The following is a 14,314-nucleotide window of genomic DNA, read 5'->3' on the forward strand; positions in this document are numbered from 1 at the left end:
CCCCTCGCGGGGAGGCCGGGCGCTCGTCCCTGCGGCGCGGGTCGGGTCAGCCGCCGAAGCCCTGGGTCAGCGCCTCGTCGACGACGGTGCGGACGTGGTCGGCGTGGGCGCCGGCGAGGAACTCGACGCCGTGCGCGGTGCCGGGGATCTGCGTGGTGACGGACGTCTTGTCCTGGCGCGCGACCTGCGTGCTGTCCGCGAGCGGCACCTGCGGGTCCTCGGTGGAGGCGAACACCTGGAGCGGACCGGTGAACGTGCTGGACGCCGCGCGGGCGTCCACCTCGCCGTACTGCGCGGGCGGGCTGAGCGCGACGACGGCCGTGGCGCCGAGGTCGTCGGCGAGGCCCGCCGCGAGGGTGCCGCCGGCGGACGCGCCGACGAAGGCGAGCCGCGTCGCGCCCGTGGCCTCGAGCACGTCGACCGCCGAGGCGAACCCGGCCTCGCCGCTGGTCCCCCACGCGTAGGTCGCGACGAGGTAGCCCTCGCCGGCCAGTCGGACCAGCTCGTCGGCCCACTGGCAGACGTCGCCGTCGACCTGCGGGGCCAGCACGACGCCGCGGTCGCCCGAGCCGGCCCAGGCGACGGTCGTGGTCGCGGGGGCCTCGCCGACCTGCGCGGCGGCGACGCCGTCGGGCAGGCAGTCGGGCACGTCGGCGGGCGTCAGGGTGACCGGGGCGCTGGGCAGGACGGTCGGCGTCTGCTCGGGGGCGGCGGCGGTGGCGGCGGCGTCGGACCCCTCGTCGGGCGTGCCGGTCGAGCACGCGGCCGTGAGGGCGAGGCCGACCGCGCCGAGGAGCGCCAGGGCGGTACGCGAGGGACGGGGGCGGGAGGGGGTGGGGGCAGGCACACCCGATTCCTAGGCGTTCGTCCCGGTGGAGGACAACGCCTCGACGGGTCGCTAAACGTTTCGGGCCGCCACGGAGGACCACGCGGGCGGGTGTCCCCGCGCCGGCGCGCGCCCGCTAGCGTGAGGCCATGACGACGCTGTTCACGCGCATCATCGACGGCGAGATCCCCGGCCGGTTCGTCTGGGCGGACGACCGTGCGGTGGCGTTCACGACCATCGCCCCCATCACCGACGGGCACGTGCTCGTCGTCCCGCGGGCGGAGGTCGACCAGCTCACCGACGCCGACGACGACCTGCTCGCGCACCTCGTCGTCGTCGCCAAGGCCGTCGGACGGGCCCAGCAGGCGGCGTGGGGGGCGCCGCGCGCGGCGCTGCTCGTCGCCGGCTTCGAGGTCCCCCACCTGCACCTGCACGTGCTCCCCGCGTGGGACGAGTCGAGCCTCACGTTCGCGAACGCCCGGCAGGACGTGCCGGCGGAGCAGCTCGACGCCGCCGCGGAACGCCTGCGCGACGCGCTGCGCGCCCAGGGCGACGGCGCCCGCGTCCCCGCCGTGCGCACGTCGCCCGCCCTGTGACGACCGCGCCGGTGCGCGGCGCCGCGCGTCCCGCGCTGCGCGAGCGGATGACGACCCTCGCCCCCGGCCTGCGTACGTTCCTGTCGACCGAGGCGGGCAGCGCCGTGGCGCTGCTCGCGGCGACGGTGCTCGCGCTGGTGTGGGCCAACTCGCCGTGGCGGGACTCCTACGCGTCCCTGTGGCACACGCCCGCCGGCGTGTTCCTCGGCGGCGCGGGCCTCGAGCTCGACCTGCAGCACTGGGTCAACGACGCCGCGATGGCGCTGTTCTTCGCGGTCGTCGGGCTCGAGATCAACCGCGAGGCGACGCGCGGCGAGCTGCGCGACCCGCGGGCCGTGGCGGTGCCCGCGCTCGGCGCGCTCGGCGGTCTCCTCGTGCCCGTCGGCGTGTTCCTGCTCGTCGAGGGCGGCGGCGAGGCCGCGCACGGGTGGGGCGTCGTCATGTCGACCGACACGGCGTTCCTCGTCGGCGTGCTGGCGCTGTTCGGGCCACGCTGCCCGGACCGGCTGCGGCTGTTCCTGCTGACGCTCGCCATCGTCGACGACATCGGCGCGATCACGGCGATGGCGGTGTTCTACACGGACGAGGTCGACCTGCGCGCCCTCGCCGTGTCCGGCGTCCTCGTGCTCGCGCTGCTGGCGCTGCGGCTGCGGCGGGTCTGGCAGCTGACGCCGTACGTCGTCGTGGGGCTCGCCCTGTGGGGCGCGGTGCTCGCCTCGGGCGTGCACGCGACCATCGCCGGCGTGCTCGTCGGCCTGCTGGTGCCGACGTCCCTGCCCCGCGACGAGCGGCGGGACGACGTGGCCGCGCACGCGCGCCGCTTCCTGCACGAGGGCGGCGCCGACCGGGAGCACGCCGCGGAGCGCGCGGGCCGCGCCGCGGTGCCGACGGGCGACCGGCTGCAGCGGGTCCTGCACCCGTGGAGCGCCTACGTCGTCGTGCCCCTGTTCGGGCTCGCGAACGCCGGCGTGAACCTCGACCCCGAGACGCTCGCGGACGCGTTCCGCTCGCGCCTGACGATCGGCGTCGCCGTCGCGCTCGTGGTCGGCAACGCGGTCGGCATCACGGGGGCGGCGACGCTCGCGCTCCGCCTCGGCCTCGGCGACCTGCCGGGGCGCGTGCGCTGGGGGCACCTGCTCGGCGGCGCCGTCCTCGCCGGCATCGGGTTCACCATCTCGCTGTTCATCGCGGGGCTGGCGTTCGACGACCCGGTGCAGCTGGAGCACGCCAAGATCGGCGTGCTCGCCGCGTCGCTCGTCGCCGCCGTCGCGGGCTCCGTGCTGCTGCGCTGGCTGGGCGAGCGGCTGCCGCTGTGCTCGCCGCCGCGGCTGCCCCCGGAGCTGCCGCCGCTGCCGTGGGGGTCCGCCGCACGGCCCTGAACGGCCGGGCGGTCAGGCGACCGGGTCGTCCGGGCCCCACGTCGACAGCCGCAGCCGGCGCGCGTCGGTCGCGAGGATCGCGGGCGTCGCCGCGCGCAGGGAGTCCACCGTGTCGACGCCCGCGCGCACGAACCGCCCCGACAGCACGTCGAGGGCGCCGTCCGCGAACCCCAGGGCGAGCTCGAGCACCTGCGCCGGCGACGTCCAGTCGGTGCGCGTGGCGTGCACCGGCATCGCGGCCGTCATGTCGGTCGCGACGACGCCCGGGGCGAGGTCGAGCACGCGCAGTCCCCGCTCGCGGTACTGGTGGTCGAGCTGCGTGGTGAACCGCGCGAGCGCGCCCTTGCTGATCGTGTACCCGGTGTACGTGGGCTGGGCGCGGTGGCCCGAGCCGGAGTTGACCTGCAGGACGCGGCCGCCGCCGCGCGCGAGCATGCCGGGGAGCAGGGCGTGCGTCACGAGGAGCGGGCCGCGCACGTTCGTCTCGACCACGCGCCACACGTCCTCCACGTCGTCGTCGGCGAACGGCAGCTCGTTCTCCTCGATGACGCCCGCGTTGTTGACGAGCAGGCCGACGCCGCCGGGCAGGGCCGCCTCGACGCGCGCGACCGCGTCCGCGACGGCGGTCGCGTCGACCAGGTCGGCCGCCGCGACGGCGACCGCGGCGCCCGCCGCCCGGACCTCGTCGGCGACGTCGTCGAGCCGGGCGCGGGTGCGCCCCACGAGGCCGACCGCGTACCCGGCGCGGGCGAGGCCGAGCGCGAGCTCACGGCCGATGCCGCGACCGGCGCCGGTCACGAGCGCGGTCCGGGGCAGCGGCGGGCCCGCCGGCGTGGTCGCGGCGGTGGTACGGGGCAGGGCGGCGTCGTCGGCGGTGGTCACGTCCTCATCGTCGCGCACGGGCACGGTGCCGCGCACGGGACGTCAGGGGTCACGCCTCGAGGGCGTCGACGACAGCCCGCAGCGCCTCGAGCTCGATCCGGCCGCGGAACCGCACGCCGTCGACGAACACCGTCGGCGTGCCGGGCACCTCGAGCGCCAGCCCGTCCGCGTAGTCGGCGCGCACCGCGTCGGCGTGCCGCTCGGCGCGCTCCCCCACGAGGTCCTCCGGGTCGAGGCCGAGCGCGACGGCGTGCGCGCGCAGGTCGTCGTCGGTGAGGTGCTCCTGGTCGGCGAAGAGGCGGTCGTGCAGCTCCCAGAACCGGCCCTGGGCCCCCGCGGCCTCGGCGGCGAGCGCGGCCGCGAGCGCGTGCGGGTGCACCTGGAACAGCGGGAAGTGCCGCCACACGAGGCGGACCCGGCCGTCGGACTCCTCGACGAGCCGCCGCAGCACCGGCGCCGCCGCGCGGCAGTACGGGCACTCGAGGTCGCCGAACTCGACGACGGTCACGGGCGCGGACGGGTCCCCGAGCACGAACCGCTCGGGGTCGACCGCGGGCTGCGCGGGGGTGCTCATGCGCCCAGCATGCCGTCAGGCCCGCAGGTGGCGGGCGCGCAGGGGCGGGCTGACCGTGCCGGCGCCGTCCGCGATGCCGTCGACGAGCTCGCGCAGCGCCTCCTGGGCGGTCCGCCGCGGGCGCCAGCCGAGCATCGACTCGGCGCGCGACGTGTCGAGGACCGGCACGGACGCGGCCAGGTCGAGCCAGCCGGGGCCGATGGGCGCGAGGCGCGCGTGCCAGGCGACGAGCAGCCCCGCGCGCAGGGCCTTCGGCGGCACCTCGCGCAGCTTCGACTGCGACAGGACGGCCGCCACGTCCGGCCCGCGCAGCACGCCGGGCCCCGCGAGGTTGAACGCGCCCCGGGCCTGCCGCACGATCGCCTCGCGGAACGCCTCCGCGAGGTCGTCGGCGTGCACCGCCTGCACGCGCACGCCGCGCGGCCACGGCAGCACGGGCACCTTGCCGTCGAGCAGCCGGCCGGGCACGAGCCGCCCGAGGAAGATCCCGTGGATCTCGTGGCCCGCGTCGCGCTGGAACACGAGCGCGGGACGCATGCGCGTGATCGCCAGCCCGGCGTCCGCCGCCTCGGCCTCGTCCAGCACACGCTCCATGTCGGCCTTGTCGACGCTGTAGTCGGAGGTCGGGACGCCCGTCGCCGGGAACCGCTCGTCCTTCGGCTCGTCGTCGTGCGCCGGGCCGTAGACGCCGACGGACGACGCGACGACCAGGTGCGGCACGCCCGCGCGGCGCACCGCGGCGACGATCCGCCGCGTGCCCTCGACGTTGACCGCACGCTGGTACGACCGGTCGTGGCTCGGCTGGATCGCCCACGCGAGATGCACCACGGCGTTCGCGCCGGCGAACGCGTCCGCGAGCGCGGCGACGACCGGCTCGTCGTCGCCGGCCGCGCCGATGTGGCACTGCACCCACTCGACGTCGTACGGGGGCGGCGGCGTCTGCCGCGGCGCGCGGCGCGCCACCCCGACCAGCGACGTGATCGTCGCGTCCTCCCGGAGCCGGCGCAGGACCGCCGTGCCGATGTTCCCGCTGGCCCCCACGACCACGACCCGCATGGTGCCTCCGTCCGTCCTCGTCCGTGCGTGCTCGTCCCGCCCGTGCCCGTCGCGTGCGCCCCGGTCCCCCGCTCAGGCGGCGGGGTCGAGCACGACCTTGATGCAGCCGTCGGCCTTGCGCTGGAACGTGTCGTACAGCTCGGGCGCGCGCTCGAGCGGCACGCGGTGGGTGCGCAGGTCGAGCACGCCCAGCGGGTCGGTGTCGTCCGTGACGAGCGGCAGGATGTCGTCGACCCAGCGCCGCACGTTGGCCTGGCCGAAGCGCACGGTGAGCTGGCGGTCGAACACGTCCATCATCGGGAACGGGTCGATCGCGCCCCCGTACACGCCGACGACCGACACGGTCGCGCCGCGGCGGGCGACGCCGATCGCCGTCTGCAGCGCGGCCATGCGGTCGACGCCGGCCTTCTCGATGAACGGCTTCGCGAGCGCGTCCGGCAGGAACCCGGCGCCCTTCTGCGCGAGCTCGAACACCGGCGACCCGTGCGCCTCCATGCCGACGGCCTCGACGACGGCGTCGGCGCCGCGCCCCTGCGTGCGGTCCCGCACGACCGACGGGACGTCGTCGCACGTCGACGCGTCGAGGACGTCGACGCCGTGCCGCGCCGCCATCGCGAGCCGCTCCGGGATGCGGTCGATACCGATGACCCGGCCCGCGCCGAGGTGCAGGGCGATCCGCGCCGCCATCTGGCCGATCGGGCCGAGGCCCACGACCGCGACGGTGCCGCCGGGCGGGACGTCGGCGTACGCGACGGCCTGCCACGCCGTGGGCAGCACGTCGGACAGGTAGAGGTAGGTCTCGTCGGGGCGGCCGTCGTCGGGGACGACGACGGGTCCGTACTGCGCCTGGGGCACGCGCAGGTACTCGGCCTGGCCGCCCGGCACGCTGCCGTACAGCTCGGTGTACCCGAACAGGGCGGCGCCCTTGCCCTGGCTGCGGACCTGCGTCGTCTCGCACTGCGACTGCAGGCCGCGCGTGCAGAAGAAGCAGGTGCCGCACGCGATGCCGAACGGCACGACCACGCGGTCGCCGACCTTCAGCCGTCCTGCGGCCTCCGGCCCGACCTCCTCGACGACGCCCATCGCCTCGTGCCCGAGGATGTCACCCGGCCTCAGGTAGGGACCGAGCACGCCGTACAGGTGCAGGTCGGAGCCGCAGATGGCCGTCGACGTCACCCGGACCACCGCGTCCGTCGGCTCCTGCACGCGGGGGTCCGGGACCGTCTCGACGGTGACCTTCTCGCGTCCCTGCCAGGTCAGTGCGCGCACGCTGCCTCCTCGTGGGTCGTCCCCCCGCTCCGGCGTCCACCGTCGCACCCGGCTCGCTGACCTGCATCCGCAGGGACCCGGCAGCTCAGTCGGCGACGCGCACCATGCGGTCGGCACCCACGTCGAAGCCGAGGAGCGGCACGCCGTCGAGAGCGCCCTCGCTCCCCATCCACACCGACCGGCCGAGGGCCCGGCCGACGGCGGCAAGGAACTCGCTGAACCGGTCCAGACGCTCCTGCCCCTGGAGCCGCCGCACGTCGACGTCGAAGTCGATCGAGCCGACCTCGTAGGGCCGGAAGATCGCGACCGCCCCGTCGGCGAACTCCACCTCGAGGTGCACGCTCTCGGCGTCGGGCGGACGGCGGAAGACGTCCGCCGCGGGGAGCAGCGGGACGTCGCGGTCGCCCTCCCGGAACGTCCAGGGCCAGCGGCCCGCTTCCACGAGGTCGAAGAGCACCTGCCAGTCGGCGCTCGCCGTGCCCTCCACCCACAGGTCCGGCAGAGCGCCGACCAGCTGCGGGTCCATGAGGTCCTGCACGTCGTCCCAGCGCAGCGTCTCCACGGGCGCATCGTCCGCCGTCGCGGCGGCGGTCACAAGGCGCGCCGGGACGTGCCCGCGGCCGCCGCCCGCGCGGCAGGCGCCGGTAGCGTCGTGCCGACGATGTCGACGCGCGTCGAGGAGGTCGCCGATGACCGGGTCCGCTGCCGAATCGCACCGTGCGGCTCGACGAGGGTGCCGCCCGCGCGGTGCGCGGCGAGGGCGCCGCGGCGTCGCGGCCCACGTCACGGCGAACCCGCCGGCGGACGCGTGACGGCGGGACCCGGGGCCGGGCGGTCGGCGGCCACCGGGACCCGCGGGGTCGTCGCGGTCACCGTCACGCTCTGCCTCGTCCAGCTCGTCGACGTGCTGGGCGTGACGGTCGTCGTCACGACGCTGCCGCGGATGCTGGACGAGCTGGGCGCGACGCCGGGCGAGGGCACGTTCGTCGTCACCGCCTACGCGATGGTCTTCGGCGGGCTGCTCATGGTCGCCGCGCGGCTCGGCGACCGGCTGGGTCACCGCCGCGTGCTGCTCGCCGCGGTCGCGCTGTACGGGGTCGCGTCGGTGCTCGGCGCGGTGGCCGGCGACGTCATGCTGCTCACCGCGGCCCGCGCGCTCCAGGGTGCCGCGGCCGCGGCGTCCGTCCCCGCCGCGCTGCGCCTGCTGACGACGCTCGTGCCCGAGGGCGCGCAGCGCCGGCGCGCCGTGGCGGCGTGGAGCGCGGCGGGCGCGGCGGCCGGTGCCGCGGGCTTCGTCGTGGGCGGTGTCGTCACCGAGGTGGCGACGTGGCGGGCGGTGTTCTGGTTGACCGTCGCGCTCGCCGTCGGGCTCGTCGTCGCGGTGCGCACCGTCCTGCCGCCCGACGCGGGCGCCGACCGGGACGTGCGGGTCCCGTGGACGTCGGCGCTGCTGCTCACCGGCGGTGCGATGGGCCTCGTCGCGGGGCCGACGCTGCTCGCCGAGACGGCGGCGACCGTCGTGGGCGTGGCGGTGCTCGCGGCGGGCGTGGCGGCCGCCGCCGGGCTGGTCGTGGCCGAGCGCCGGGCCGCCGTCCCGCTGGTCGCGCCGGCGGCGCGGGCGTCCGGGCGGCTGCGCTGGGGCGCGCTCGGCTCGTTCGCGAACACCGCGACAACGAGCTCGTCCGCGACCGTCGCGACCCTGTTCCTGCAGGACGAGCTCGGGCTGTCGCCGCTCGCCGCGGCGGGCGCGCTCGTGAGCGTCAGCGTGCTGGCGGTCGTGGGGTCCGCGCTGGCGCCGCGCGTCGTCGCGGGGCTGGGGTGGCGCCGCACGATGGGCGCCGGCCTGCTGCTCGTCGCGGTGGCCAACGCGGTGCTCGTCGCGTGGCCGCAGCCGGTCGGCGTCGCGGCGACGGCGGGGCTGAGCGGCCTCGGGCTGGGCGCGTCGTCGGTGGCCGCGAACGACATGGGCACGAGCGTGGCCGAGCACCTGCGCGCGACCGCGGCGGGCGTGCTCAACACGGCGGCGCAGCTGGGCACCGCCCTGGGCACGGCAGCGGTGCTGCTGGTCGCGACGACGACGTCCGCGCGCGTGGCGTGGGCGGTCGTGGCGGTGCTGGCGGCGATCGCCGCCGCGGCGTGCGCGGCGCGGGCCGCGGCGCCCGGCCGGTGACCGGCGCGGGCGGGGCGCGCCACGGCTGCGCGGCGACCGGGCGGACCGCTCAGCCGCCGGCCGCGTCCGCCAGCGACGCCAGCGTCGTCACCGTGCGCCAGTTGCGCGCGGTACCGCGCTCGCCCTTGCGCGCCGCGAGCCGCGTCGCCAGCGCTGATCGGCCCATGCCGAACGGCAGGTACAGGTAGACCTCGCGCGCGCCGAGGGCCAGGTCCTCCGGGTGGAACGCGGCGACGTCGAGGTCGGGCGCGACCGGCCGGTCGTGGCCCGGCAGGAAGACGACGTGGTGGTGCGTCGGGTCGTCGTCGCGGTCGAGGAACGGGTTCGCCGCCACGACGGCGTGCAGCTCGTCGCGCGTGCGGACCACGACGTCGGGACGCACCGGGAACGCCTCGGCGCACGCCGCCCGCAGGCGGTCGGCGACGGCGTCCGGGTCGGGGTCGTCCGCGGTGAGGACGACGTTGCCGCTGTTCACGTACGTGCGGACGTCGCCGTAGCCGCACCCGGCCACGACGCGGCGCAGGTCCGCCATCGGCACCTTCGTCGACGCACCGACGTTGACGCCGCGCAGCAGCGCCACCATGACCGTCGACATCGCGCCCTCCCCCGGACCGTCGCAGCAGGACGTCAGAACAGCAGGTCGGGGCCGCCGACCGCGCGGCGCTCGAGCTCGAGCAGGGCGCGCTTGCGGTCGAGCCCCGCGGCGAAGCCGACCAGCTTGCCGCCCGCGCCGATGACGCGGTGGCACGGCACCACGATCGCCATGCGGTTGGCGCCGTTCGCCGCGCCGACGGCGCGCGCGGTGGTCCGCGGGTCGAGGCCGACCGCCTCGGCGAGCGCGCCGTACGACGTCGTCGTGCCGTACGGGATCTGGCGCAGCCCGTCCCACACGCGACGCTGGAACGCGGTGCCGGCGTAGCGCAGGGGCAGGTCGAAGTCGCGGAGGTCCCCCGCGAAGTAGGCCGTGAGTTGGCGCACCGCCGCGGCCAGGACCGGGTCGTCGCCCGGGTCGACCCGCTCGCCCACGTCGTCCGCCGCCGGCGAGCCGTCCGTGCGCGGCAGCCGCAGGTGCGTCACCGCACCGTCCTGCACCGCGACGACCACCGGCCCGACGGGTGAGTCGAGCACGGCGTGCACCAGCCCGCCCGCCGTCGCCGCGCTCGTCGTCGCGCCCGTCGTCGTCCCGTCCACGTCCACCATCCTGCCCCTCGCCCCCGACACGGCGGCCGGTGCGCCGCCTCCCGGACGTAGACGCCGGCCGCGCACCCGGCGTGAGGTCGCTCGACGTGCCCCGCGGGCGCGGCGACGCGCTCAGACGCGGTGCAGCGCGAGGAACCCCAGCGACGCGAGCAGCAGCGCGGGCGCGAGCCACGTCAGCACCAGCAGGTGCTGACGCCGGTGGACGCCGAGCACGCCGACCACGAGCGCGCCGACCACGGCGAACACGACGGCGTCGCCCGGGTACCGCAGCACGACCGCATACGTCACGACGGCCTCCGCGAGCCACGCCGCCGCCAGCAGCGCCGCGCCGATGCCGCGCTCCCGGTCGCCGCCGCGCCACCACGAGTGGCCCGCGAGGCCCAGCACGACGCCGCCCAGCACGCCGCACACCGCCCACACGACCAGCCACGACGTCCCCACGGGGAAGCCGCGCAGCGCCGCCGTGACGTAGTACCCGGGCACCTGCGCGAGGCACGCGAGCAGGCCCAGCAGCGCCGCGCTGCGCCGGCCGAGCGCCGTCGCACCCACCGCGAAGGGCACGACAAGCCACGGGCTGACGGCGTTCGCGAGGCCCTGGAACGGCGCGTCGAGGACGGTCTGCCCGAACGACGTGAACGACCCCGCGACGAGGCCCGCGGCGACGGCGAGGAGCGTGCGGCCGAACGCGGGCGCGAGCCGGGCGCGAGCGGAGCGGACGGGGCCGGCGACGGCGGGTGCGTCCGTGCGGGCGCGGGCGAGCGGGACGGAGGGGGACGTCATGCCGTCCAGTCTCGGCAGGGCCCGGCGGGCCGGCATCTGCCTGCGGGCGAACGTCGCGCGCGCCGGCGTCCGCCCACGGTCGTACGCCCGTCCGTCCCGGGGCACCCGCACCGGACGTGCGGCGCGGGTGCCCCGGGGACGGCCGTCAGTCGGTCGAGCGCAGGATGGTGCGGACCCCGACGAGGAGCCCGAGCCCGGCCGTCGCGGCCGCGGCGACGACGCCCCAGACCACGGCGGACGCCGTCAGGTCGCCGGCGAACAGCGCACGCTCCGCGTCGACGACCCACCGCAGCGGGTTCACCTGCGCGGCGGCCTGCATCCACCGCGGGCCGTTCTCGAGCGGCAGCAGCAGGCCCGACAGGATCATCACGGGGAACAGCACCGTCTGCTGCACGGCCCAGAACATCCACTCCTGCTTGCGCACCGCGATGGCGAGCGCGTAGCTGAGCGACCCGAGGCCGACGCCCAGCACCGCGAGCAGCGCGAGGCCGAGCACGGTGCCGACGGGGTCCGGCCGGAACCCGAACGGCAGCATGACGACGACGATCAGCAGCGCCTGCGCGACCAGCGGCACCATCTCCTTCAGCGAGCGGCCCACCAGCTGCGACGACCGCGACAGCGGCGTCACGAGGAGCCGCTCGTGCGCGCCGGTCTGCATCTCGTACTGCAGGTTCGAGCCCGTGGTCGACGTGCCGAACAGGGTCGTCATCACGAGGATCCCCGGCACGAACCACTGCCACACCGTGCCGCCGGGGACCGCCGCGCCGGCGGATCCCGCGAGCAGCGGACCGAACAGCCCGAGGAACACGAGCGGCTGGACGAGTCCGAACACCACCGAGAACGGCTCGCGGACGACCGGCCGCAGCTCGCGCGCCATGACGAGCCACACGTCGCCCCACCACCGGCGGCGCACCTCGGGCGCCGCCGGTGCGGTCGTCGTCACGGGCTCCTGCGTCGTCGTGGTCATGCCGCGTCCTTCCCGGCGGCCGCGGCCGCCTCCTGCTCGTCGGTGGCGGTCGCGTCGGCGGGTCCGCCGTCGCGCAGGCTGCGCCCCGTGAGGGCGAGGAAGACGTCGTCGAGGGTCGGGCGCACGGCCTGCGCCGCGAGGACCTCGACGCCGGCGGCGTCCGCGGCGCGCACCACGGCCGGCACGGACGCCGGGCCGTCGGCCACCCGCCCGGTCACGTGCGTGCCGGTCACCACGACCTCGCGGCCGCCGGGCAGCCGCTCGACGAGCGCGGCGAGGCGCGCCGCCTCGTCGGGGGAGGCTGCGGTGACCTCGAGCCGGTCGCCGGCCAGGTCCCGCTTGAGGCCGTCGGCGGTGTCATCGGCGATGACCCGACCGTGGTCGACGACGACGACGCGCTCGGCCATCGTGTCGGCCTCGTCGAGGTAGTGCGTCGTCAGGACGATCGTCATGTCGTGCTCGCGGCGCAGCCGCAGCACGTGCTGCCACAGGTTCGCGCGGGTGTGCGGGTCGAGCCCGGTGCTCGGCTCGTCGAGGAACAGCAGGCGGGGCGCGTGCACGAGGCCGAGCGCGACGTCGAGCCGGCGGCGCTGGCCGCCGGACAGGTCGGTCACCTTGCGGCGGGCGAGCTCGGCGAGGTCGAGGGCGTCGAGGAGCTCGTCCGCGCGGCGGCGGGCCGACGCCCGGTCGAGGCCGTACACGCGGCCCTGCACGACCAGCTCGTCGCCGACGCGCTGGGCGTGCCCGGCGCCGTTGCCCTGGCCGACGTAGCCGATGCGCCGGCGCACGAGCGCGGGCTGCGCGACGACGTCCGCGCCGGCGACCGTCGCCGTGCCGCCCGTGGGGCGGATCAGCGTGGTGAGCATGCGCATGGTGGTCGACTTGCCGGCGCCGTTGGGGCCGAGGACGGCGACGAGCTCGCCGGGCGCGACGTCGAGGTCGACGCCGCGCACGGCGTGCACGGTCTCGGTGCGGCTGACGACGAAGTCCTTCGTCAGCCCACGGGTGCGGATCATGGGGTCTCCTGCGGAGCGGTGGAGCGGCTGGGACGAGACCCACCCTTTCCCCTGTAGCGGTCAGATCCTGTCCGCCACTGCTGGCACGCTGATCTCATGTCCGGACCGTCCGCCCGCCTGCTGTCCCTGCTGTCGCTGCTGCAGTCGCGCCGCGACTGGCCCGGCGAGGTGCTCGCGGACCGGCTCGGCGTCAGCCCCCGCACCGTCCGCCGCGACGTCGACCGCCTGCGCGACCTCGGCTACCCGGTGCACGCGACGAAGGGACCCGACGGCGGGTACCGCCTCGAGGCGGGCAGCCAGATGCCGCCGCTGCTGCTCGACGACGAGCAGGTGCTCGCCCTCACCCTCGCGCTGCAGACCGCGTCCACGGGGGTGGACGGCGTCGACGAGGCGGCCGGGCGCGCGCTCGCGACGCTGCGCCAGGTCATGCCCGCCCGGCTGCGGGCGGCCGCCGACGCGCTCGCCGTCACGGTCGTCCCGCGGGACGACCGGCGCGAGCGGCCCGCGGTCCCGCCGGACGTGCTGCTCGCCGTGGGCGCCGCCGTGCGCGCCCGCGAGGTCCTGCGCTTCGACTACGACGGCGGCAGCGGCCTCGTCCTCGGCAGCGGCGCCGCCGCGTTCCGGCCGCCCCGGCGCGTCGAGCCGCACCACCTGGTCACGTGGGGCGGGCGCTGGTACCTCGTCGCGTACGACCTCGACCGCACCGACTGGCGCACGTTCCGCGTCGACCGCATGACACCCCGCGCACCGACCGGTCCCCGCGTGCCGGCGCGCGCGGTGCCGGGCGGCGACGTGTCCGCGTTCGTCGCCGACCGGCTCGGCGCGCGACCGGCGTGGCCGTGCCGCGGGGAGGTCGTGCTCGCCCTGCCCGCGGCCGAGGTCGCCCGCTGGGCGGGACGCGACGCGCTCGTGGAGCCCGTCGGCGACGACCGCGCGCGGCTGGTCACCGGGTCGTGGTCGTGGGAGGGGCTGGTGTCGATCGTGTCGATGTACGGGGTGCCGTTCGAGGTCGTCCGGCCGCAGGAGCTGCGCGACGCCGCGCGGGCGCTGGCGGACCGGCTGCTGCACGCGGCGGGGTGAGCAGCGGCGGAGCGACGGGCCCGTCTCACTGCCCGTCGGCACCCCCCGGGCCGTCGCCCGCCGACGGCCCGGTCGGGCGGGGCCGGCGGGTCACCGAGCGCCGGGACGGCGGCGCGCCGCTCCCCTCGTCGGCGCGGTCCGCGACCGGCCCGTGCGGACCGCGCCCCTCGCGCACCGGCGGCAGCACGCCGGTGGCGTCGGGGTCGTCGGCCGCGCCGGGCCCGTCGGGTCGGCGCTGCGCGCCCGCCGCGTCGGGGCGACGCTCGCCGCCGCCCGCGTCGGACGGCTCCGCCACCGCCGGCACGCCGCCGCTCGCCGCGTGCTCGCGCTCCTCGATCGCCTCCTGGCCCGGCCCGGCGAACGCCTGCGAGCGCGCGATCGCGTCGATGCTCCCGGTGAACAGGCGCGCGTCCTGGCCGGCGGGCGCGAGGCGCTGCGTGTCGTCCGACGTCCACGCCCCGGGGATCGGCAGCACGACCTTCGAGTCCCCCGCCGCGCGCGACGGGGTCCGCGTGCGTC

The 14,314-nt window shown here is 77.3% G+C and carries 15 protein-coding genes and 1 pseudogene; 4 read left to right on the top strand and 12 right to left on the bottom strand.

The window, feature by feature from the left end; genetic code table 11:
• Nucleotides 1-46: 46 nt before the first annotated feature.
• The gene (locus ACFUMH_RS15095; protein WP_378207221.1) at nt 47-847 is read right to left on the bottom strand and encodes an alpha/beta hydrolase family protein; all 801 of its coding nucleotides are present in this window, start codon (nt 845-847) and stop codon (nt 47-49) included.
• Nucleotides 848-975: 128 nt separating this feature from the next.
• Between ACFUMH_RS15095 and ACFUMH_RS15100 the strand changes: the two genes are divergently transcribed.
• Together ACFUMH_RS15100 and nhaA are read left to right on the top strand one after the other, a co-directional pair.
• On the top strand, nt 976-1,422 hold the full coding sequence (locus ACFUMH_RS15100) for an HIT family protein (protein WP_378207224.1): 447 nt from the start codon (nt 976-978) through the stop codon (nt 1,420-1,422).
• The gene (gene nhaA, locus ACFUMH_RS15105) at nt 1,419-2,801 is read left to right on the top strand and encodes a Na+/H+ antiporter NhaA (protein ID WP_378207227.1); all 1,383 of its coding nucleotides are present in this window, start codon (nt 1,419-1,421) and stop codon (nt 2,799-2,801) included. The genes ACFUMH_RS15100 and nhaA overlap by 4 nt, the downstream gene beginning before the upstream one ends.
• Before the next feature lie 12 nt (nt 2,802-2,813).
• On the opposite strand, the gene ACFUMH_RS15110 is transcribed toward nhaA, so the two are convergent.
• From ACFUMH_RS15110 to ACFUMH_RS15130, 5 genes are all read right to left on the bottom strand, one after another.
• Entirely contained in the window at nt 2,814-3,683 is an 870-nt protein-coding gene (locus ACFUMH_RS15110) for an SDR family NAD(P)-dependent oxidoreductase (protein ID WP_378207230.1), read from the bottom strand.
• 49 nt (nt 3,684-3,732) lie between these two features.
• Complete coding sequence (locus tag ACFUMH_RS15115) at nt 3,733-4,257, bottom strand: DsbA family protein (protein ID WP_378207233.1); 525 nt, start codon at nt 4,255-4,257, stop codon at nt 3,733-3,735.
• A 15-nt stretch (nt 4,258-4,272) separates the two neighbouring features.
• Nucleotides 4,273-5,313, bottom strand: coding sequence for an NAD-dependent epimerase/dehydratase family protein (locus ACFUMH_RS15120; protein ID WP_378207236.1), 1,041 nt, complete (start codon nt 5,311-5,313; stop codon nt 4,273-4,275).
• A 72-nt stretch (nt 5,314-5,385) separates the two neighbouring features.
• Nucleotides 5,386-6,582: a zinc-dependent alcohol dehydrogenase gene (locus tag ACFUMH_RS15125; protein WP_378207239.1), complete on the bottom strand. Its 1,197-nt coding sequence runs from the start codon at nt 6,580-6,582 to the stop codon at nt 5,386-5,388.
• Between the two features lie 85 nt (nt 6,583-6,667).
• On the bottom strand, nt 6,668-7,144 hold the full coding sequence (locus ACFUMH_RS15130; RefSeq protein ID WP_378207242.1) for a hypothetical protein: 477 nt from the start codon (nt 7,142-7,144) through the stop codon (nt 6,668-6,670).
• A 246-nt stretch (nt 7,145-7,390) separates the two neighbouring features.
• Between ACFUMH_RS15130 and ACFUMH_RS15135 the strand changes: the two genes are divergently transcribed.
• Nucleotides 7,391-8,752: an MFS transporter gene (locus tag ACFUMH_RS15135; protein ID WP_378207245.1), complete on the top strand. Its 1,362-nt coding sequence runs from the start codon at nt 7,391-7,393 to the stop codon at nt 8,750-8,752.
• 49 nt (nt 8,753-8,801) lie between these two features.
• On the opposite strand, the gene ACFUMH_RS15140 is transcribed toward ACFUMH_RS15135, so the two are convergent.
• The 5 genes from ACFUMH_RS15140 to ACFUMH_RS15160 form a co-directional block, all read right to left on the bottom strand.
• Nucleotides 8,802-9,347 carry a DUF1697 domain-containing protein gene (locus ACFUMH_RS15140; protein WP_378207248.1) on the bottom strand — a complete coding sequence of 182 codons (546 nt, stop codon included), beginning with the start codon at nt 9,345-9,347 and terminating at the stop codon, nt 8,802-8,804.
• Between the two features lie 32 nt (nt 9,348-9,379).
• Entirely contained in the window at nt 9,380-9,952 is a 573-nt protein-coding gene (locus ACFUMH_RS15145; protein ID WP_378207251.1) for a methylated-DNA--[protein]-cysteine S-methyltransferase, read from the bottom strand.
• A 111-nt stretch (nt 9,953-10,063) separates the two neighbouring features.
• Nucleotides 10,064-10,732: a DUF6518 family protein gene (locus tag ACFUMH_RS15150; RefSeq protein WP_378207253.1), complete on the bottom strand. Its 669-nt coding sequence runs from the start codon at nt 10,730-10,732 to the stop codon at nt 10,064-10,066.
• Nucleotides 10,733-10,877: 145 nt separating this feature from the next.
• The gene (locus tag ACFUMH_RS15155; RefSeq protein ID WP_378207256.1) at nt 10,878-11,699 is read right to left on the bottom strand and encodes an ABC transporter permease; all 822 of its coding nucleotides are present in this window, start codon (nt 11,697-11,699) and stop codon (nt 10,878-10,880) included.
• Nucleotides 11,696-12,715 carry an ATP-binding cassette domain-containing protein gene (locus tag ACFUMH_RS15160; RefSeq protein WP_378207259.1) on the bottom strand — a complete coding sequence of 340 codons (1,020 nt, stop codon included), beginning with the start codon at nt 12,713-12,715 and terminating at the stop codon, nt 11,696-11,698. Before ACFUMH_RS15160 ends, ACFUMH_RS15155 begins: the two co-directional genes overlap by 4 nt.
• Before the next feature lie 96 nt (nt 12,716-12,811).
• Between ACFUMH_RS15160 and ACFUMH_RS15165 the strand changes: the two genes are divergently transcribed.
• Complete coding sequence (locus ACFUMH_RS15165; RefSeq protein WP_378207262.1) at nt 12,812-13,795, top strand: helix-turn-helix transcriptional regulator; 984 nt, start codon at nt 12,812-12,814, stop codon at nt 13,793-13,795.
• Between the two features lie 25 nt (nt 13,796-13,820).
• Here ACFUMH_RS15165 and ACFUMH_RS15170 read toward each other — a convergent pair.
• A pseudogene (locus ACFUMH_RS15170) lies at nt 13,821-14,314 on the bottom strand (hypothetical protein); the annotation flags it as partial.

This window comes from Cellulomonas sp. NPDC057328, assembly GCF_042667215.1.
Taxonomy (GTDB): domain Bacteria; phylum Actinomycetota; class Actinomycetes; order Actinomycetales; family Cellulomonadaceae; genus Cellulomonas.